This window comes from Streptomyces sp. NPDC102437, from assembly GCF_044765565.1.
Classification (GTDB): domain Bacteria; phylum Actinomycetota; class Actinomycetes; order Streptomycetales; family Streptomycetaceae; genus Streptomyces.
Map to the genome: position 1 here is coordinate 393,160 of NZ_JBIWKI010000001.1, position 17,308 is coordinate 410,467.

Below are 17,308 nucleotides of genomic sequence, written 5' to 3' on the forward strand. Positions count from 1 at the left end.
AGTGGACCCCGACAAGGACAGCGCCCGTGGACTGGCACAGCTGCAGGGCTACCTGCTGTGGAGCGCCGAGGTCGAGGAGGCCCGCCGCCGCGCGGGCCGCTTCACCGACGAGTTGCCCTGGCTCACCACCGCCCAGCGAGAGGACGTCGAACGCGTCTACACCGCCGACCGGCTCGCCGCGTCGCGGGCGACGCTCTGCCGTATCTCGGCACGCGCCACCGCGCTGCGCGGCGAGTACGAGGCGCGCTACCGCAGGCTCAGGGCACGCTGCGTGGCCGCCGGTGTCGTGGCCGTCGGTGCCGTCGGCGGTACCTGCACCGCGGTCACCCTGCTCGCCCGCTGACCGGGTACGTCGTCCGTTCCGCCGCCCTCAGCAGGCGAACTCGTCCCGGGCTCGTGAAGATGAGGGTGGACGGGCGCGTGCGACGTGGCAGGCGAACGGATGAACGTACAGGCCCGAGAAGGGACGAACACCGTGGCACGACCCAGGATCCTCGTTGTCGGCGCCGGATTCGCCGGAGTGGAGTGCGTGCGCCGTCTGGAGCGCGGGCTCATCCCCGGCGAGGCGCAGATCGCACTCGTCGCCCCGTTCTCGTACCAGCTCTACCTCCCCCTGCTGCCACAGGTCGCGGCGGGCGTGCTCACCCCCCAGTCGGTCGCCATCTCACTGCGCCGCAGCCGAAAGCACCGCACCCGGATCGTCCCGGGCGGGGCCATCGGGGTGGACCCCAAGGCCAAGATCTGCGTCATCCGCAAGATCACCGACGAGATCGTCTACGAGCCGTACGACTACATCGTGCTCAGCGCCGGGAGCGTCACCCGAACCTTCGACATCCCCGGCCTGCTGGACAACGCCCGGGGCATGAAGACACTGGCCGAGGCCGCCTACGTACGGGACCACGTGATCGCCCAGCTCGACCTCGCCGACGCCAGCCACGACGAGAACGAACGGGCCTCGCGCCTCCAGTTCGTGGTGGTCGGCGGGGGATACGCGGGCACCGAGACCGCGGCCTGCCTGCAACGCCTCACCACCAGCGCGGTCCAGCAGTACCCGCGGATCGACCCGAAGCTCATCAAGTGGCACCTCATCGACATCGCCCCGAAACTGATGCCCGAACTGGGCGACAAGCTGGGCCGAAGCGCCCTACAGATGCTGCGCGCACGAGGCATCGAGGTCTCGCTCGGCGTCTCGATCGCCGAGGCCGCCCCGGAGAAGGTCACCTTCACCGACGGCCGGGTGCTGCCCTGCCGGACCCTGATCTGGACAGCGGGCGTCGCCGCCAGCCCGCTGGTCAGCACGTTCGACGCGGAGACGGTACGCGGCCGGCTGGCCGTCACCCCCGAGATGAGCCTGCCCGGCTTCGACGGCGTCTTCGCCCTCGGCGACTGCGCGGCGGTACCGGACCTGAGCAAGGGTGACGGAGCGGTCTGCCCGCCCACCGCACAGCACGCCATGCGCCAGGGCCGCAGGCTCGCCGACAACCTCATCGCGACCCTGCGCAACCAGCCGCTGAAGCCGTACGTCCACAAGGACCTCGGTCTCGTCGTGGACCTCGGCGGCAAGGACGCGGTCTCCAAGCCGCTCGGCATCGAACTGCACGGGATTCCCGCACAGGCCGTCGCCCGCGGCTACCACTGGTCGGCGTTGCGCACCAATGTCGCCAAGGCCCGGGTCGCGACCAACTGGATCCTCAACGCCGTCGCGGGCGACGACTTCGTGCGCACCGGCTTCCTGTCCCGGCAGCCGGCCAAGCTGCGCGACTTCGAGCACACGGACGCCTACCTCACACCGGAACAGGTCCGCGAGCACACCGCCTCGCTGCACACCGGCACCTGATCCCGAAGCGCACGGCCCCGGCTCCGCACAAGGCCGGGCCGGGGCCGTGCGGCCGGATCAGCTGTTGCCCTGGTGCCCGGCCGTCAGCCCGGGGTCCCGCTCGGCCACCGGGTCCAGGATGTCGTCGATCCCCTTCAGCAGCTCCGCGTCGAGCGTCACGCCGGCCGCCGCGGCGTTCTCCGCCACCTGCTCCGGGCGGGAGGCGCCGATGATCGCGGCCGAGACGTTGGAGTTCTGCAGCACCCACGCGACCGCGAGCTGGGCCAGGCTGAGACCGGCGCTGTCGGCGAGCGGCCGCAGCCGCTGGACGCGCTCCAGCACGTCGTCGCGCAGCCAGCCGGCGATCATGTTCGCGCCGCCCTTGTCGTCGGTCGCCCGCGAACCGGCCGGGAGCGGCGCACCCGGCTTGTACTTGCCTGTGAGCGCGCCCTGGGCGATCGGGGACCAGACGATCTGGCCGATGCCCAGTTCCTCGGAGGCCGGCACCACGTCGCTCTCGATGACCCGCCACAGCGCCGAGTACTGCGGCTGGTTGGAGATCAGCGGCACCCGTAGCTCGCGGGCCAGCCCGTGCGCGGCGCGGAGCTGGTCGGCCGTCCACTCCGAGACGCCGATGTAGAGGGCCTTGCCGGAGCGGACGACATCGGCGAACGCCTCCATCGTCTCCTCCAGCGGGGTCGAGTGGTCGTAGCGGTGGGCCTGGTACAGGTCCACGTAATCCGTCTGCAGACGGCGCAGCGAGTTGTCGATGGACTCCATGATGTGCTTGCGGCCGAGCCCCCGGTCGTTGTGTCCGGGGCCGGTCGGGAAGTAGACCTTGGTGAACACCTCCAGACCCTCGCGGCGTTCGCCCTTGAGTGCCCGGCCCAGGACGGCTTCGGCGCGGGTCTCGGCGTAGACGTCCGCGGTGTCGAAGGTGGTGATCCCGGCGTCCAGGGCGGCGCGGATGCATGCCGCAGCCGCGTCCTCCTCCACCTGGGAACCGTGGGTGAGCCAGTTCCCGTAAGCGATCTCACTGATGGTCAGGCCGCTGCGGCCGAGTCGGCGGAACTCCATGTGGCTGCTCTCCCTGTGCTCGTGAGGCGCGGATCACGCAATCGCCGGGCCATGCTATGCGTCCGCGCCGGTGCCGTCCGGACAGGCTCGGGCTCGTGGGACGGTGCCGTGGACGGCGCGGAGGAACGAGGCGTTGTCCGGGGTGCGGCGGAGCCGGTCCAGCAGGGTTTCCAGCGCGGTCTGCGGATCTCTGGCCTGCAGCGCGCGCCGCAGCCCGCGCACCACTCGCAACTCGCTCTCGGGTACGAGGAGTTCCTCGCGCCGGGTGCCGGAAGACGGGATGTTCACGGCCGGGTGGACGCGCCGCTGGGCGAGTGTGCGGTCGAGCCGGAGTTCCATGTTGCCGGTGCTCTTCAGCTCCTCGAAGAAGTAGTCGTCGGCGCGGGAGCCCGTCTCCACCAGCGCGGTGGCCAGGATGGTGAGGGAGCCGCCCTCCTCGGCGAGCCGTGCGGCGCCGAAGAGCTGCTTGGGGCCGAGCAGGGCGGCCGCGTCGACACCGCCGCTGAGGGTGCGTCCGCCCGCGGCGGAGGCGTTGTTGTGCGCGCGGCACAGGCGGGTGAGGGAGTCGAGCAGGACGACGACGTCCTGGCCCTGTTCGACCAGCCGCTTGGCACGTTCCACCGCGAGTTCGGCGAGCGCGACGTGTTCCTTCGCGGGCCGGTCGAAGGTCGAGGCGAGCACCTCGCCCCGGACCGACCGACGCATGTCGGTGACCTCTTCGGGGCGTTCGTCGACCAGTACCACCATCAGGTGGCACTCGGGGTGGTTGGCGGCGACGGACGCGGCGATCTGCTGGAGCAGCACGGTCTTGCCGGTCCTGGGCGGCGCGACGACGAGCCCGCGCTGTCCCTTGCCCACCGGCGCGACCAGGTCGACGAGCCGCATCGAGGCACCGCCGGACGGCGTCTCCAGCCGCAGCCGCTGCCGGGGGTGGAGCGGGGTGAGGTCACGGAAGTGGGGCCGACCCCGGAGCGCCTGCGGGGAACGGCCGTTGACCAGCTCCACGGCTGACAGGGTGCGGGGCCGGTCGCAGAGCCCGGTCACGGCGTCGCCCCGGCGCAGGCCCTGGCGGCGGATCAGGGCGGCCGGGACCACCACGTCGCCGGGGGTGGGGAGGCCGTCCCGTACGCGCAGTACGCCGTTCCCCTGGTGTGTGAGGTCGAGTACGCCGGTGGCCTCGGTGGCGTTCGTGGCATCGGCGCTCAACTGCCTTTGTCGAAGCGGGCGTTCGAGAGAGATGGTCATGTCGGACGGGTCCTTTCGCGGACATGGCGAATGAGGGGCCGGACGGCACGGGGCGGCAGAGAACGCACCCCCGACGACGGGCGGGAAAGTCCGAACGGGCAGAGCCCGGCCCGGACTGGATGAGGTGACGCCAAGAGCTGGATCGCCGGTCGAAGAAGGACGGGCGCAGCAGCTTCGGAGAGGTGAATCGGCACCGGCGCCTTTGAGCGAGGCGGACACTGGTACCACAAACACGGTAGCACGGCCTGGCGGGAGCGGGACCGTGCCGGGGACGGGCAGGACTGCCAGGGCTCCGAAATCCGGTTGCCGAGGCTCTCGCGGAGTGATGTGGTTCTCCGGGCCGCCCGCCCGCTCACCCGTTCCGACCGGCGCCCCGGGCGCACAGGAGTCACTTTGTCGATACGCATCACCGCGCTGGCCGACCCCGACCGGCCCGCCGGGAGCCACCGTCTGGCCTGGCTCGTCTCCGGCCCCGACGGCCGTCCCCTCGGCTCGGCGTTCCTGCGCGTCTTCACCCGCGAGGGCCAGGACCACCTTGCCGAACTGGAACTCACCGTCCACCCAGCGGAGCGCCGCAACGGCGTCGGCTCACTGTTGTTCGACGCCGCGGTCGCCGCCGCCCGCGAGGAGGACCGGCGCAGCGTCATCGCGCAGGCCGAGACCGGATCGGCGGGAGACCACTTCCTGCGGGCCAGGGGACTGCGCAAGGTCCTGACCCTGACGTACGTACGGCTCCCGCTGGCGAAGGCCGACACCGAGGCCCTGCACCGGGCCGTCGGGCGGCCGCACCCGGGCTACCGGCTGATCTCCTGGGACGGCACCGTCCCGGACGAACTCGCGGTGACGTTCGCCGCCTCCCGCCGGGCCATGGACGACATGCCCATGGACGACACCGACTTCGGCACGGTCGTCTGGGACGTGGACCGGGTCCGCTCCGCGGCGGCGGCCGTCGCGGCCCGCGGCGACCTGCTCCACACCGTCGCGGCGGTCGAGGAGTCCACCACCACGATCGTGGGCTTCACGGAACTCGTCGTCCCGGGCGACGGAAGGGGCGACGCCCAGCACTACGGCACCGGAGTCCTTCCCGAGCACCGGGGACACGGCCTCGGAGCGTGGATGAAGGCAGGCTCCGTCCTCCACGCCCGCGAGACCCGCCCCGGCCTGGAGGGGCTGCTGACGGACACCGCCGACAGCAATACGCACATGCGGCGCATCAATGACGCACTCGGCTACGAGCCGACACACAGCTCGGTCGAGTACCAGCTCGATCTGTAGGTGCCATGAACGTCCGGCGGCCCGGGAGTTCCGGACCGCCGGACGCAGACATCGCGTACCCGGACTGTCAGGCCCCCGGGTTACCGGCCTCCGCGACCGCCGCCGGGCCCCGGAACGCGGAAAGGATCTGCTCGGCCGCCAGCGTGGCCGTCAACTCCCCGTCCCGTACCCGCTGTTCCAGCCCCGGCGTGAGGGCGCGCACCTCGGGATGGCCGCGCAGACTTTCCAGCAGCTCGTCCCGCACCATCGTCCACGTCCAGTCGACCTGCTGGTCACGCCGCTTCGCGGCGAGCCGCCCGGTCGACTCCAGCAGCGCCCGGTGCTGCTCAAGACGCTCCCACAGGGTGTCGAGACCGGCCGACTCACGGGCGCTGCAGGTGAGCACCGGCGGTGTCCACGCCGCGTCCACCGGGTGCATCAGCCGCAGCGCGCCCGCCAGTTCACGCGCGGCCGCGCGGGCGTCGCGCTCGTGCGGGCCGTCCGCCTTGTTGACGGCGATCGCGTCCGCCAGCTCCAGCACACCCTTCTTGATGCCCTGGAGCTGATCGCCGGTCCGGGCCAGCGTCAGCAGCAGAAACGTGTCGACCATATTGGCCACCGCCGTCTCCGACTGCCCGACTCCGACCGTCTCCACCAGCACCACGTCGTACCCCGCGGCCTCCATCACCACGATGGACTCCCGGGTCGCCTTGGCCACCCCGCCGAGCGTCCCGGCGGTGGGGGACGGGCGCACGAACGCCGCCGGGTCCACCGCGAGCCGCTCCATCCTGGTCTTGTCGCCCAGGATGGAGCCGCCCGTACGGCTGGAGGAGGGGTCGACGGCCAGTACCGCGACCCGGTGCCCGAGCCCGGTGAGCATCGTGCCGAGCGCGTCGATGAAGGTGGACTTCCCGACCCCGGGCACGCCGCTGATGCCGATGCGCCGCGCGGCGCCGGAGTGCGGCAGCAGCTCGCGCAGCAACTGCTGGGCAAGCGCCCGGTGATCGGGGCGGGTGGACTCGACGAGAGTGATGGCGCGCGCGATGTGCGCCCTCTTCCCGTCGAGCACCCCCTTCACATAGCTGTTGATGTCGATCCTGGGAGCCATCGGTTCAGCGGCTCACAGCTCGTGGCCGAGCGCGGCGCCGAGCCGCGTCACCAGGTCGTACGCGGCATCCGGGATCACCGTGCCGGGCGGGAACACGGCTGTCGCGCCCGCCTCGTGCAGCGCCTCGACGTCCTGCGGCGGAATCACCCCGCCCACCACGATCATGATGTCCTCCCGCCCCTCGGCCGCCAGCTCCTCGCGGAGCGCCGGCACCAGCGTGAGGTGCCCCGCGGCCAGCGAGGAGACGCCCACGATGTGCACGTCCGCCTCCACCGCCTGCCGCGCCACCTCGGCCGGCGTCTGGAACAGCGGGCCGACGTCCACGTCGAAGCCCAGGTCGGCGAAGGCGGTCGAGATCACCTTCTGGCCACGGTCGTGGCCGTCCTGCCCCATCTTGGCGACCAGGATGCGCGGACGGCGCCCCTCGGCCTCCTCGAACCTGTCCACCAGCGCCCGGGTACGGTCCACGGAAGGGGATTCACCTGCCTCGTTGCGGTACACACCGGAGATCGTACGGATCTGGCCCGCGTGCCTCCCGTACACCTTCTCCAAGGCGTCCGAGATCTCGCCCACGGTCGCCATCGCGCGTGCCGCGTCGACGGCCAGTGCCAGCAGATTGCCTTCGAGGCCGGGTCCGGGATCACGTTCGGCAGCGGCCGTCAGTGCCCGCAGCGCCGCCTGGCAGGCGGCCTCGTCGCGCTCCTCGCGCAGCCGGCGCAGCTTCTCGATCTGCTGGGCGCGCACCGAGGAGTTGTCGACCTTCAGCACATCGATCTGCTCGTCGCTCTCCACCCGGTACTTGTTGACCCCGATCACCGGCTGGCGTCCGGAGTCGATCCGCGCCTGGGTGCGGGCCGCGGCCTCCTCCACCCGGAGCTTGGGGATGCCCGCGTCGATGGCCTGCGCCATGCCGCCCGCGGCCTCGACCTCCTCGATGTGCTGCCAGGCCCGGCGCGCCAGGTCGTACGTAAGCTTCTCCACATACGCGCTGCCGCCCCACGGGTCGATCACCCGGCCGGTGCCCGACTCCTGCTGGAGCAGCAGCTGGGTGTTCCGGGCGATCCGGGCGGAGAAGTCGGTCGGCAGGGCGAGCGCCTCGTCGAGCGCGTTGGTGTGCAGTGACTGGGTGTGCCCCTGGGTGGCGGCCATCGCCTCCACACAGGTCCGGGTGACGTTGTTGAACACGTCCTGTGCGGTCAGCGACCACCCCGAGGTCTGCGAATGGGTGCGCAGCGAAAGCGACTTGGCGTTCTTCGGCTCGAACTCCTTGACCAGCTTGGCCCAGAGCAGCCGGGCCGCCCGCAGCTTCGCGATCTCCATGAAGAAGTTCATGCCGATCGCCCAGAAGAACGACAGCCGCGGCGCGAACGCGTCCACGTCGAGACCGGCGTCCCGGCCGGCCCGCAGATACTCCACCCCGTCCGCGAGGGTGTACGCCAGCTCCAGATCGGCCGTCGCACCCGCCTCCTGGATGTGATAGCCGGAGATGGAGATCGAGTTGTAGCGCGGCATCTTCTGCGAGGTGTACGCGAAGATGTCGGAGATGATCCGCATCGAGGGCTTCGGCGGATAGATGTAGGTGTTGCGGACCATGAACTCCTTCAGAATGTCGTTCTGAATGGTCCCGGCCAGCTTCTCGGGCGGTACGCCCTGTTCCTCCGCGGCCACGATGTACAGGGCGAGGACGGGGAGCACCGCGCCGTTCATCGTCATCGACACGGTCATCTTGTCCAGCGGGATGCCGTCGAAGAGCTGCCGCATGTCATAGATCGAGTCGATCGCCACGCCGGCCATGCCGACGTCGCCGGTCACCCGCGGGTGGTCGCTGTCGTAGCCGCGGTGGGTCGGCAGGTCGAAGGCGACGGAGAGACCCTTCTGCCCGGCCGCGAGGTTGCGCCGGTAGAAGGCGTTGGACTCCTCGGCCGTGGAGAACCCGGCGTACTGCCGGATCGTCCAGGGCTGATTGACGTACATCGTCGGGTACGGGCCCCGCAGATACGGGGCGATGCCCGGGTACGTACCCAGGAAGTCGAGCCCTTCGAGGTCGTGCCCGGTGTACAGCGGCTTTACCGCGATGCCTTCCGGGGTCTCCCACAGCAGATCGCCGTCGGAACTGCCGGAGGACTCCTTCACCGAGGCACGCCACTGGTCCTCGGACACCTCGGCGGCGCCGCCCGGACCGAGCTCGATGCCGGAGAAGTCAGGGATACGCATTACGCCACATCCATACGGTCGAGAAGGGAGGAGAGCACGGCCACCACATCGGAGCCCGCGAAGACGTACTCGTCGACGCCGGCGTACTCGCCGGGCCGCCCGGCCAGGAACACCCGCTCGGCGCCCGCCGACCGCAGTGCCCCGGCGACCGCCTCGGCCTGCTCGGCGTAGAGCGCGTCGCTGGAGCAGAGGCACGCCACGGTGGCACCGCCGGCCCTGAAGGCGTCGGCGGCCGTGGTCGCATCGACCGAGACCGGGTCGTGGACCGGTTCGATGCCGCCCGCCTGGAACAGATTGGCGGCGAACGACGCCCGCGCGGTGTGCGCCGCGGCGGGGCCGAGTGCGGCGAGGAAGACCTTCGGCCGCTGCCCGGTCGCCGCGAGATGCGCGTCCGACCGGGCGCGCAGCGCCTCGAACGCCTCGTCCCGGCGGACCCTGGGCAGACCGCCCGGCGCGGCCGGTGCGGCGGGGGACGGCTCACGCTCCACCGGCCGCTCCGCGAGCTGCGGGAACTCGCTGACCCCGGTGATCGGCTCCTTGCGACGCGCCAGGTCCTTGCTGCGCGCCGCCCAGGTGGCCGCCAGACGCTCGCCGATCATCCCCGATCGGACCGCGGCGGCCTGACCGCCGGAGCGTTCGATCTCCTGGAAGAACGACCAGGCGGCATCGGCGAGTTCCGCGGTGAGCCGCTCCACGTACCAGGAACCGCCCGCCGGGTCGATCACCCGGGCCAGGTGCGACTCCTCCAGCAGGATCGTCGAGGTGTTACGGGCGATGCGCCGGGCGAACGCGTCCGGCAGGCCCAGCGCGTGATCGAACGGCAGTACGGTGACGGAGTCGGCGCCGCCGACCCCCGCCCCCAGGCACGCCAGCGTCGTGCGCAGCATGTTCACCCACGGATCGCGCCGCGTCATCATCACCGACGACGTCACCGCGTGCTGACGCTGCGCACCGGCACCAGCGGCCCCGCACACCTCGGCCACCCGGGCCCACAGCCGGCGCGCGGCCCGCAGCTTGGCGATGGTCAGGAACTGGTCGGCGGTCGCCGCGTACCGGAACTCCAGCTGCCCGCAGGCGTCCTCGACCGACAGTCCGGCGTCGGTCAGTGCTCGCAGCATGGCGACACCGGTCGCCAGCGAAGCGCCCAGCTCCTCGGCCGCCGAACCGCCGGCCTCGTGGTACGGCAGCGCGTCGACGGTCAGCGCCCGAAGCCCGGGAAACTCCCGTGCGCACCGCTGCGCCCAGTGCACCGCCTCCGGCAGATCTGGCTCGGCGCCGCTGCGGGCGGCCTGCCCGAACGGGTCCGCGCCGAGGTTGCCGCGCAGGCTCCCCAGGTCGATGCCCCGCTCCGCGCAGATCCGCAGCAGCTCTCTCGCCGCGGCGTCGGTCTCGTCGCCGGCGTCGAGCACGACGGGAGCCAGATCGAGGTAGACCCCGTCCAGGGCCCCCGCCAGCGCGGATACCGGCACACCCGCGGCACCGCCCACGGTCAGCCACAACGAGGTGACGCCGTTCTCCAGATCGGCGAGCACCGCCTCGTTGAGACGCGCGGGATCCGGCAGGGTATGCCGCTGCCGCACGTCCCAGCCGCTTGCCGCGCTGCCCTCGGCCTTGCTGCCGCGGGTGAAGGGGGCGAAGCCCGGATATCCGGCATCGGGCGCGCTGTCGCGCGAGGTGTAGAGGGGACGGGTGATGAGCCCGTCCTCCACCGTGGTGGACAGTGCTTCCTCGGCGGCCGAACCCGCGGCCTCCTTGCCCGACTTGCGCAGCACACCTTCGACGAGGTGTTGCCAGTGCTCATGGGCGGGGGCGGGGAATTCGGCGGCCAACGAAAACCCGTCGGCAGGCAGGACCGTCATGCCCAGATGCTAGGTCAGGGGGCTTGAGGGCAGCATGGGTTCCGCTTGTGACCTTGCCCTCTCCGGAGCGCACTTGATCCTTCACCCACCGTCGCGTAGCCGGCCCCCCAGCTCTCCGGCGGCCAGGTCCAGCGCGTGTCCCTGGCCAGGGCGCTCGCCCCCCGAAGCGGCGGCCGAGCTGGGGCTCGTCGAGGGCTCGCCAAGGCGACCGAAGCCACTGCCGTCGTGCTCCGAGCGCGAGGATTTACCGGCGCGGCGTGGACCGTTCCGTTGCGTTCCCCGGTGGGAATAAAAGGAGCGTCGTGGCGGTCCGTACGCCTACAGGTGCTGCCCTTCGAGCCGGGGTTCACAGAACACACCGCTATTGGTGTGATGTGCCCCCTGACCTGGGTGAGGGCGCTGGCAATTTCACATTTCCTTTATCTCTGCAAGTGCCACCGATCGATTGTCCTCCGGCGTTTTACTTTGTCGATTTCCCGGCTGCGTGCGACGTTTGATCCGGAAAAACCGAATGAATTCGGATACACGTCGGGAAAAAGGGGAAGTTCATCGTGCAGACCGCCAGGGCCGTCCCGGCATCCACCGTCCTCAATCTGCGCGACCTGGGTGGCATCGCCCTGGGCCCGGACCACCGGGTCCGGGCCGGCGTCGTGCTGCGGTCCGGTCAGCTCAGTGGGCTCGACGCGGCGCAGGACTCGCAGGTGGCCGCGCTCGGCATCCGTACCGTCGTCGATCTGCGGACCGCCGACGAGCGTGCCGCGGCCCCCGACCGGCTGCCGCCGGGCGCCCGGCTGTTCGTCGCCGATGTGTTCGGGGGCAACCCGGGTATGGCGCCCGCCCGGCTGCGCGCACTGCTCGCCGACCCCGTCGAGGCCGAGCGGCTGCTGGGTCGCGGAAAGGCGGAGGGGCTCTTCGCGGACACCTACCGGCAGATGGTGCTTTCGCCGGGTGCGTCCGCCGCCTACCGGGCCTTCGTCGAGACGGTCGCCGACGACCGGGCCCGCCCGGTGCTGTTCCACTGCACGGCGGGCAAGGACCGTACCGGCTGGGCCGCCGCACTGCTCCTGACGATGCTCGGGGCGCCCCGCGAGGTCGTGCGCGCCGAGTTCCTCGCGGTGAATCCGGTGGTACGGGTCGCCTTCGCGCCGTACGTGCAGGACTTCCTGGACGCGGGCGGCGATCCGGGGATCGCGTCCGCGATCACCGAGGTCCGCCCCCGCTACCTCGAGACGGCGCTGGACGCGATGGATGAGCGATGGGGTGGACTCGACGGGTACGTGCGTGACGGCCTGCGCATTCCCGAAGCGGCGCTGGAGCGGCTGCGTGCCGGGCTGGTGGTGCCTGCCTGAGTCGGAGGGTTCGGTGCGTTCCGGGGTTGACTTGATACCCCCAGGGGGTATGTTGTGAGGCGTCGGGAAGCGCTGCCTCCCGGTCGACCCGATGGAGGAGCCTGTCATGAACAACGCATTGAAGATCACCGCCTTCGCCACCGCGCTCGCCGCGACCTTCGGAACTGCGTACGGAGTGGGCAGGGGTGTCGACCCGCTGGTGGCCGCGGAGGACCGCCCCGCACAGCAGCACGGCGGCCACGCCGGGGGAGAGGAGGGCGCGGGAAAGGCCGCAGGGGCGGACCACGCGCCCGGCGGGCTGCAGATCTCCGAGGGCGGCTACACGCTGGACCTGGAAACGCCGGTGGTCCGGGCCGGCGACCGGAGCGAGATCCGGTTCGCCGTGAAGGACGACAGCGGGCGCAAGGTCACCGCCTACCAGCGTGAGCACGGCAAGGAGTTGCATTTCATCCTCGCGTCCACCGACCTCACCCAGTACCGGCACCTGCACCCCGTCCGGGCGGCCGACGGCACCTGGTCGACCCCCGTCGACCTACCCGAAGCGGGCGGCTACCGGGTGTTCGCCGACTTCACCCCGGCGGCCGCGGGCGCCGAGAACCTCACGCTGGGCGCGGATCTGGCCGTCTCCGGGGCCTACCGCCCCGCCGCTCTCCCGGGCCACGGCGCCACCACCGAGGTGGACGGCTACCGCGTCGAGCTCGGCGGCGACCTCAGGGCCGGCCGGAGCGGCGAACTGAAGCTGACCGTCAGCAGGAGCGGCCGTCCCGTCACCGATCTCCAGCCCTACCTCGGTGCGTACGGGCACCTCGTGGCCCTGCGCTCGGGCGACCTGGCCTATCTGCACGTCCACCCGAACGAGGGCGGCCCCGGCCCGGTGGTGTCCTTCACCGCGACGGCTCCCAGTGCCGGGGCGTACCGGCTCTTCCTCGACTTCAAGCACGGGGGCAAGGTGCGCACCGCGGCCTTCACCGTCCGGGTGGCGGAGCCGGGCAAGAACCGCGACGGACACCGGGGGAGCGGGACCGGGGAGTCCGCCGGACACGCACACTGAGGCGGGTGTCCGGTGCCCGGAACGGCGCTGCGCCGAAGGGGGGTTGAGATGCGGGTCCGTGCGGGCGGCGAGCCTCCCACGGCCCCTGGGTATCGTGGAGGGACCGGATTACGAATCCTCCGAGAGGGGCGTACGTTGACCGAGCGCAAGCCTGCGGGCGTCAGCTTCGAATCATGGGTCGACAAGCAGATCCGGGAGTCCGAGCAGCGCGGCGACATCTCGCAGTTGCCGGGGTTCGGCAAGCCGCTCGACGCCATCGGGGCTCCCTACGACGAGAACTGGTGGATCAAGCAGAAACTTCAGCGCGAAGGGGTCTCGGTGCTCCCGCCGGCCCTGGCCCTGCGCAAGCAGGCGGAGGACGTGGCCGAATCCGTGTCCAAGGCGCGGACGGAGGCCGAGGTGCGGCGCATGCTGTCCGAGGTCAACGAGAAGATCGCGGCGGCCGTCAGGCGGCCGCCGCCGGGCCCGCCGCTGAACCTCAAGCCGTTCGACATCGACGCCGCGGTCGACGAATGGCGCACGGCGCGCGATCGGCCGTAGCGCCCGGCGGGCCGGTGGCGGGCTCGCGGGTGGGTGTCCAGCAGCCGGATGCGTAATACTCCATCCATGAAATCGAGCATTACGCGCCGGGGTGGCGAGGCGCTGCGGGAGACCGTGGGTATCAGGCGTGCCACCGCCCGGGACGCGAAGCGGCTCACCCGGCTGGTCAGGAACTCCGGCGCCTACGAGGGCCACTACGCCGCCATGGTCGCCGGATACCGGGTGGGTCCCGACTACATCGAGACACATCGGGTCTTCGTGGCGGTGGAGGCCGGCTCCCAGCGGGTGCTGGGTTTCTACGCGCTCGTTCTCGAGCCGCCGGAGCTCGACCTCATGTTCGTCGCCGACGACGCGCAGGGACGAGGCGTCGGACGCCTCCTCATCGGGCATCTGCGCGCAGAGGCGGGACGCGCCGGCCTCACCGCGGTCCGCGTCGTCTCGCACCCGCCCGCCGAAGGCTTCTACCGGAGTGTGGGCGCCCTGCCGACCGGCACCCTGGCGGCCACCCCGCCCGCGGTGATGTGGGACCGGCCCGAGCTGCTGCTGCCGGTCACCTGATCCGGGGCGACAGGGGCCCGGCCGGGACGTGTGCACGAGCCCCGGCCGAACTCCCGTGTCAGGACGCCGTGTTACGAGGGGAAGCCGCCGTACGGGCGCGTGATGATCTCCATGGCGTGACCGGCGGGATCGAGGAAGTACACGCCTCGGCCGCCGTCGTTGTGGTTGATCTCGCCCGGCTGCTTCTTGTGCGGATCCGCGAAGTACGCGACCCCGAGCTCCTTGATGCGGGCGTACGCGGTGTCGAACTCCGCCTCCGAGATGAGGAAGGCGTAGTGCTGCCCGGTGATCGAGGCTTCGGGAATGGTCGCGAAGTCCAGCGTGACGCCGTTCGCGGTGGTGACCGGGATGAACGGGCCCCATTCCTCGCCGATTTCGAGCCCCAGTATGTCCGCCAGGAACTCGGCGGACTTCCGGTTGTCCCGGGATTGGATGATGGTGTGATTCAACTCGACTGACACTGTGGAATGCCTCCAACGGGCATCTCACGGGCACCTCCACGCCTCACCCGGCCGGTGACCGACGCGCGATGCCGTACCAAAATCCTAGGCGAGGTCGAACTGATCGTCGAGGGCCGGGCAAACGGATCCGGCCACCGCCACGATGACCGGTTACCGTGGGGGAGGGGAGAAGACGAAGTACTCCGGGTATTCGGACGGAGGCTCCCGGTGACCTCGACAGGACGTATTCCCGACAGGCAGGGCCGCGGCGGCCGCGACGAGACGCCCGAGGAACGGGCGGACCGGCGGTGGACCGATCTGCTCCAGGAACTGCGCGTGGCCCAGACCGGCGTCCAGATCCTGTTCGGCTTCCTGATCGCCGTCGTCTTCCAGCCCCGCTTCGGCGAGCTCTCGGACACCGACCGCACCATCTACGTGGTCACCCTGATGCTGGGATCGGCCACCGCCGCCGCGCTGATCGGGCCCGTTTCGTACCACCGGCTGCTCACCGGGCGGCGGCTCAAACCGCAGACGGTCATCTGGGCGTCACGGATGACCGTGCTCGGGCTCGTCCTGCTGTTCTGCACCATGTGCTCCACCCTGCTGCTCGTCCTGCGGGTGGCCCTGCACAACTCCGTCGCGCTGTGGCTGGTCGGCGCCATGGCGCTGTGGTTCCTGATCTGCTGGTTGCTCTTCCCGGCCTGGGCGCTGACCCGCTCCTCGTCCGTGCGCGGGAAATGACCGGCAGCCGACGAGAGGCCGACCGGGTCAGCCGGGACCGTCCGCCGCGAGCCCGGGGACGTCCGTGACCGTGAACAGGCCGCCCTCCGGGTCCAGCAGGGTCGCCTCCGTGCCCTGTGCCAGCGCCCGCTGCTCGACCAGGCTGCCGCCGTGCTCCCGCGCCGTCGCTACCGTGGCCACCACATCGGTGACCGGGAAGTGCACCTGCCAGTGCGGGCGGATCAGGGGATCGGGCGCCGCCTCAACCGCGCCGGAGTTGATCCGGAACAGCCGGCGCCCGTCGCACTCGACGATGACCTCGTCCCCCTCGTACGACACCTCGCAGCCTCCCGGGCGCCCGCTCGCCCAGTCGAGCACCTGCCCGTAGAAGATCGCGGCGTCGAAGGCGTTCCTGGTGTGCAGGCGGAGCCAGGCATGCGAATGGCCGTCCGGCGCGGGCGGCGAGGTCGCGGGCTCGGTCCGCTCCCAGATCCCGAACACCGCACCGTCCCGGTCCGCCGCGATCGCCCCGCGCCCCTTGCCGAGAGCCATCGGTCCCACGGCTACGGTGCCGCTGCGCTCACGGATGCGCGAGGCCGCCGCGTCGGCGTCGGGGACGGAGAAGTAGGGCGTCCAGGCCACGGCCACCCGGTAGGCGGTCGCCACCGCGCCGATGCCGGCGACCGGTACGTCGCCCCGGCGCGCGACCGAGAACTCCTGCCCCAGCTTGCCCGGACGGAAGGTCCAGCCCAGCACCGTGCCGTAGAACTCCTGCGCCGCTCCGAGATCACGGGTCATGAGGTTGACCCAGCAGGGCGCTGCGGATCCGGTCAGCGGCGCCGGTGTCGACGCCTTCCCCGGGTGGCTTCCGGTCATGGTCCTACTGCCTTCATCGGTTCCGAGGTCTGGGTACGCCCGTGGCCGGCGGGCCCCCACCAGCCTCACCGCAGGCAGTCGCCCGCGCAACACGCGACGCTCCCACCGCGGACCGGTGCCGGGAGGTCCGCGAGGTCAGTCGCGCCGCTCGTCGGTCTGCCGCTCGTCGATCTCGCGCGGGATGGGCTCGTTCCCGTGGTCACCGAGTTCGTACGGCGAAAGGCCCCGGCGGTCCGGCGGGAAGTGGTCGTCGCCGTGCACATCGCGTTCCTCGATGTGGCTGCGGTGGTCCGGCCGCGGTGGCTGCTCGTCGGGGCGGGGCGGTGGCAGTTCCTGGTCGCGGCGCCGCTGTCCGAGCCAGAAGGCGCCGATCAGTACGGCCACCAGAACCACTCCGACAATGCCCATCACCGACCCGGTGGCGCCCCGCCCGTCGGCGAAGGTGACGGCCAGCGAACTCAGGTCTGCGTTCGAAACGTCCATGCTTGCCGGATACCCCGAGGTGGAGCCCTCACTCAATAGTTCACATGAATTCATGTTTTAAGTGGATATGACCTGAAAAGTGTTTCGCCCCGGGTTTCGTTCCGGAGGGGCGCGATCCGTTCGAATTCCGGTGGCCTCGTGTCGCCGTCGCCCTGCCGCGGGGTGAGCCTGGAGACATCCCCGAATCGCCCCAGGGGCAAGGAGCGGAAGGAACCGCGGTGAACACCATCAAGGAGAAGCAGACGGAGGACAGCGGCTACACCGAGGAGGTGTCAGTAGTCATCAGCGGATGCGAGAAGGCCGACGCGCGGATGGTCTTCGATGTACTGCGGGCCGCGTTCACCACCGACCGGGCCTCGGTCGACGTACCGCAGGACCTCGCGGGCAAGCGCCCCACCGTATGGGTGGTGACCGTCGACGTCACGGAGGCCCGGGTGGTCTCCGGCCCGGTCGCGCTCGGCGCGCCCGTGAGCGTCGACGTTCAGGGCGGCTACTGGGCGGTGGAGCGGCTGAGGCAGAGCCTGGCGCACGCCTTCGACGTGACCGTCGTCGGGACCGTCTCCGGCGACCAGGAGGAAGAGGTGCGGCTGCGTCTGTCGAGCCGGTAGACCGATGGGACGACCGGCCGGCGGGTCACGGCCCGGTGGCGGAGCAATGAAGCGGGAAGCCCTCGCACGTCTGGTAGAAAACGGTCAAAAGGCCACCCCTGAAAGGTGCG

General features: G+C 71.0%; 17 protein-coding genes. 9 read left to right on the forward strand and 8 right to left on the reverse strand.

Annotated elements, in window-relative coordinates; translation table 11 throughout:
* The first annotated feature begins 1 nt into the window (after position 1).
* Together ACIRJP_RS01750 and ACIRJP_RS01755 are read left to right on the forward strand one after the other, a co-directional pair.
* Positions 2-343 carry a hypothetical protein gene (locus ACIRJP_RS01750; protein WP_404167093.1) on the forward strand — a complete coding sequence of 114 codons (342 nt, stop codon included), beginning with the start codon at positions 2-4 and terminating at the stop codon, positions 341-343.
* A 132-nt stretch (positions 344-475) separates the two neighbouring features.
* Complete coding sequence (locus tag ACIRJP_RS01755; protein WP_404167095.1) at positions 476-1,837, forward strand: NAD(P)/FAD-dependent oxidoreductase; 1,362 nt, start codon at positions 476-478, stop codon at positions 1,835-1,837.
* 57 nt (positions 1,838-1,894) lie between these two features.
* Here the strand turns inward: ACIRJP_RS01755 and ACIRJP_RS01760 are convergent, their stop codons facing one another.
* Positions 1,895-2,893, reverse strand: coding sequence for an aldo/keto reductase family protein (locus ACIRJP_RS01760; protein ID WP_404167097.1), 999 nt, complete (start codon positions 2,891-2,893; stop codon positions 1,895-1,897).
* A 54-nt stretch (positions 2,894-2,947) separates the two neighbouring features.
* Positions 2,948-4,138, reverse strand: a complete 1,191-nt coding sequence (rho, locus tag ACIRJP_RS01765) for a transcription termination factor Rho (RefSeq protein WP_404167099.1) — start codon at positions 4,136-4,138, stop codon at positions 2,948-2,950.
* Positions 4,139-4,531: 393 nt separating this feature from the next.
* Here rho and ACIRJP_RS01770 point away from each other — a divergent pair, with 393 nt between their 5' ends.
* Entirely contained in the window at positions 4,532-5,413 is an 882-nt protein-coding gene (locus ACIRJP_RS01770; RefSeq protein ID WP_404167101.1) for a GNAT family N-acetyltransferase, read from the forward strand.
* A 67-nt stretch (positions 5,414-5,480) separates the two neighbouring features.
* On the opposite strand, the gene meaB is transcribed toward ACIRJP_RS01770, so the two are convergent.
* From meaB to mutA, 3 genes are read right to left on the reverse strand one after another with little or no spacing between them, the layout of a single operon-like run.
* Positions 5,481-6,500 (reverse strand): methylmalonyl Co-A mutase-associated GTPase MeaB, encoded by a 1,020-nt coding sequence (gene meaB / locus ACIRJP_RS01775; RefSeq protein ID WP_404167103.1) that lies wholly within the window; start codon positions 6,498-6,500, stop codon positions 5,481-5,483.
* 12 nt (positions 6,501-6,512) lie between these two features.
* Entirely contained in the window at positions 6,513-8,714 is a 2,202-nt protein-coding gene (gene scpA / locus ACIRJP_RS01780) for a methylmalonyl-CoA mutase (protein WP_383711701.1), read from the reverse strand.
* Positions 8,714-10,573: a methylmalonyl-CoA mutase small subunit gene (mutA, locus tag ACIRJP_RS01785; RefSeq protein WP_404167105.1), complete on the reverse strand. Its 1,860-nt coding sequence runs from the start codon at positions 10,571-10,573 to the stop codon at positions 8,714-8,716. Before mutA ends, scpA begins: the two co-directional genes overlap by 1 nt.
* 551 nt (positions 10,574-11,124) lie before the next feature.
* Between mutA and ACIRJP_RS01790 the strand changes: the two genes are divergently transcribed.
* The 4 genes from ACIRJP_RS01790 to ACIRJP_RS01805 all read left to right on the forward strand — a co-directional run bounded on the left by ACIRJP_RS01790 (position 11,125) and on the right by ACIRJP_RS01805 (position 14,071).
* Positions 11,125-11,922 carry a tyrosine-protein phosphatase gene (locus ACIRJP_RS01790; RefSeq protein WP_404167107.1) on the forward strand — a complete coding sequence of 266 codons (798 nt, stop codon included), beginning with the start codon at positions 11,125-11,127 and terminating at the stop codon, positions 11,920-11,922.
* Between the two features lie 106 nt (positions 11,923-12,028).
* Positions 12,029-12,973 carry a hypothetical protein gene (locus ACIRJP_RS01795; RefSeq protein ID WP_404167109.1) on the forward strand — a complete coding sequence of 315 codons (945 nt, stop codon included), beginning with the start codon at positions 12,029-12,031 and terminating at the stop codon, positions 12,971-12,973.
* Between the two features lie 135 nt (positions 12,974-13,108).
* Complete coding sequence (locus ACIRJP_RS01800) at positions 13,109-13,513, forward strand: DUF1992 domain-containing protein (RefSeq protein ID WP_404167111.1); 405 nt, start codon at positions 13,109-13,111, stop codon at positions 13,511-13,513.
* Positions 13,514-13,579: 66 nt separating this feature from the next.
* Complete coding sequence (locus ACIRJP_RS01805) at positions 13,580-14,071, forward strand: GNAT family N-acetyltransferase (protein WP_404167113.1); 492 nt, start codon at positions 13,580-13,582, stop codon at positions 14,069-14,071.
* A 71-nt stretch (positions 14,072-14,142) separates the two neighbouring features.
* Here ACIRJP_RS01805 and ACIRJP_RS01810 read toward each other — a convergent pair whose 3' ends face one another.
* Positions 14,143-14,532: a VOC family protein gene (locus tag ACIRJP_RS01810; protein WP_404167115.1), complete on the reverse strand. Its 390-nt coding sequence runs from the start codon at positions 14,530-14,532 to the stop codon at positions 14,143-14,145.
* Positions 14,533-14,739: 207 nt separating this feature from the next.
* On the opposite strand from ACIRJP_RS01810, the gene ACIRJP_RS01815 reads away from it, so the two are divergent.
* Positions 14,740-15,252: a DUF6328 family protein gene (locus tag ACIRJP_RS01815; RefSeq protein WP_404167117.1), complete on the forward strand. Its 513-nt coding sequence runs from the start codon at positions 14,740-14,742 to the stop codon at positions 15,250-15,252.
* A gap of 27 nt (positions 15,253-15,279) precedes the next feature.
* Here ACIRJP_RS01815 and ACIRJP_RS01820 read toward each other — a convergent pair whose 3' ends face one another.
* Both ACIRJP_RS01820 and ACIRJP_RS01825 read right to left on the reverse strand, forming a co-directional pair.
* A complete protein-coding gene (locus ACIRJP_RS01820) occupies positions 15,280-16,107 on the reverse strand; it encodes a VOC family protein (protein WP_404167119.1) in 828 nt (275 codons plus the stop codon).
* Positions 16,108-16,242: 135 nt separating this feature from the next.
* Positions 16,243-16,590, reverse strand: coding sequence for a DUF6479 family protein (locus ACIRJP_RS01825; RefSeq protein WP_404167121.1), 348 nt, complete (start codon positions 16,588-16,590; stop codon positions 16,243-16,245).
* A 218-nt stretch (positions 16,591-16,808) separates the two neighbouring features.
* Here ACIRJP_RS01825 and ACIRJP_RS01830 point away from each other — a divergent pair, with 218 nt between their 5' ends.
* Positions 16,809-17,198, forward strand: a complete 390-nt coding sequence (locus ACIRJP_RS01830; RefSeq protein ID WP_404167123.1) for a hypothetical protein — start codon at positions 16,809-16,811, stop codon at positions 17,196-17,198.
* Positions 17,199-17,308: the final 110 nt, after the last annotated feature.

Bases quoted from the DNA above. Each gene is read 5' to 3' on its own strand.
- ACIRJP_RS01760 (WP_404167097.1), bottom strand. From the start codon at position 2,893: ATGGAGTTCCGCCGACTCGGCCGCAGCGGCCTGACCATCAGTGAGATC.
- ACIRJP_RS01820 (WP_404167119.1), bottom strand. From the start codon at position 16,107: ATGACCGGAAGCCACCCGGGGAAGGCGTCGACACCGGCGCCGCTGACC.
- ACIRJP_RS01825 (WP_404167121.1), bottom strand. From the start codon at position 16,590: ATGGACGTTTCGAACGCAGACCTGAGTTCGCTGGCCGTCACCTTCGCC.
- ACIRJP_RS01795 (WP_404167109.1), top strand. From the start codon at position 12,029: ATGAACAACGCATTGAAGATCACCGCCTTCGCCACCGCGCTCGCCGCG.
- rho (WP_404167099.1), bottom strand. From the start codon at position 4,138: ATGACCATCTCTCTCGAACGCCCGCTTCGACAAAGGCAGTTGAGCGCC.
- mutA (WP_404167105.1), bottom strand. From the start codon at position 10,573: ATGACGGTCCTGCCTGCCGACGGGTTTTCGTTGGCCGCCGAATTCCCC.
- ACIRJP_RS01805 (WP_404167113.1), top strand. From the start codon at position 13,580: ATGAAATCGAGCATTACGCGCCGGGGTGGCGAGGCGCTGCGGGAGACC.
- meaB (WP_404167103.1), bottom strand. From the start codon at position 6,500: ATGGCTCCCAGGATCGACATCAACAGCTATGTGAAGGGGGTGCTCGAC.
- scpA (WP_383711701.1), bottom strand. From the start codon at position 8,714: ATGCGTATCCCTGACTTCTCCGGCATCGAGCTCGGTCCGGGCGGCGCC.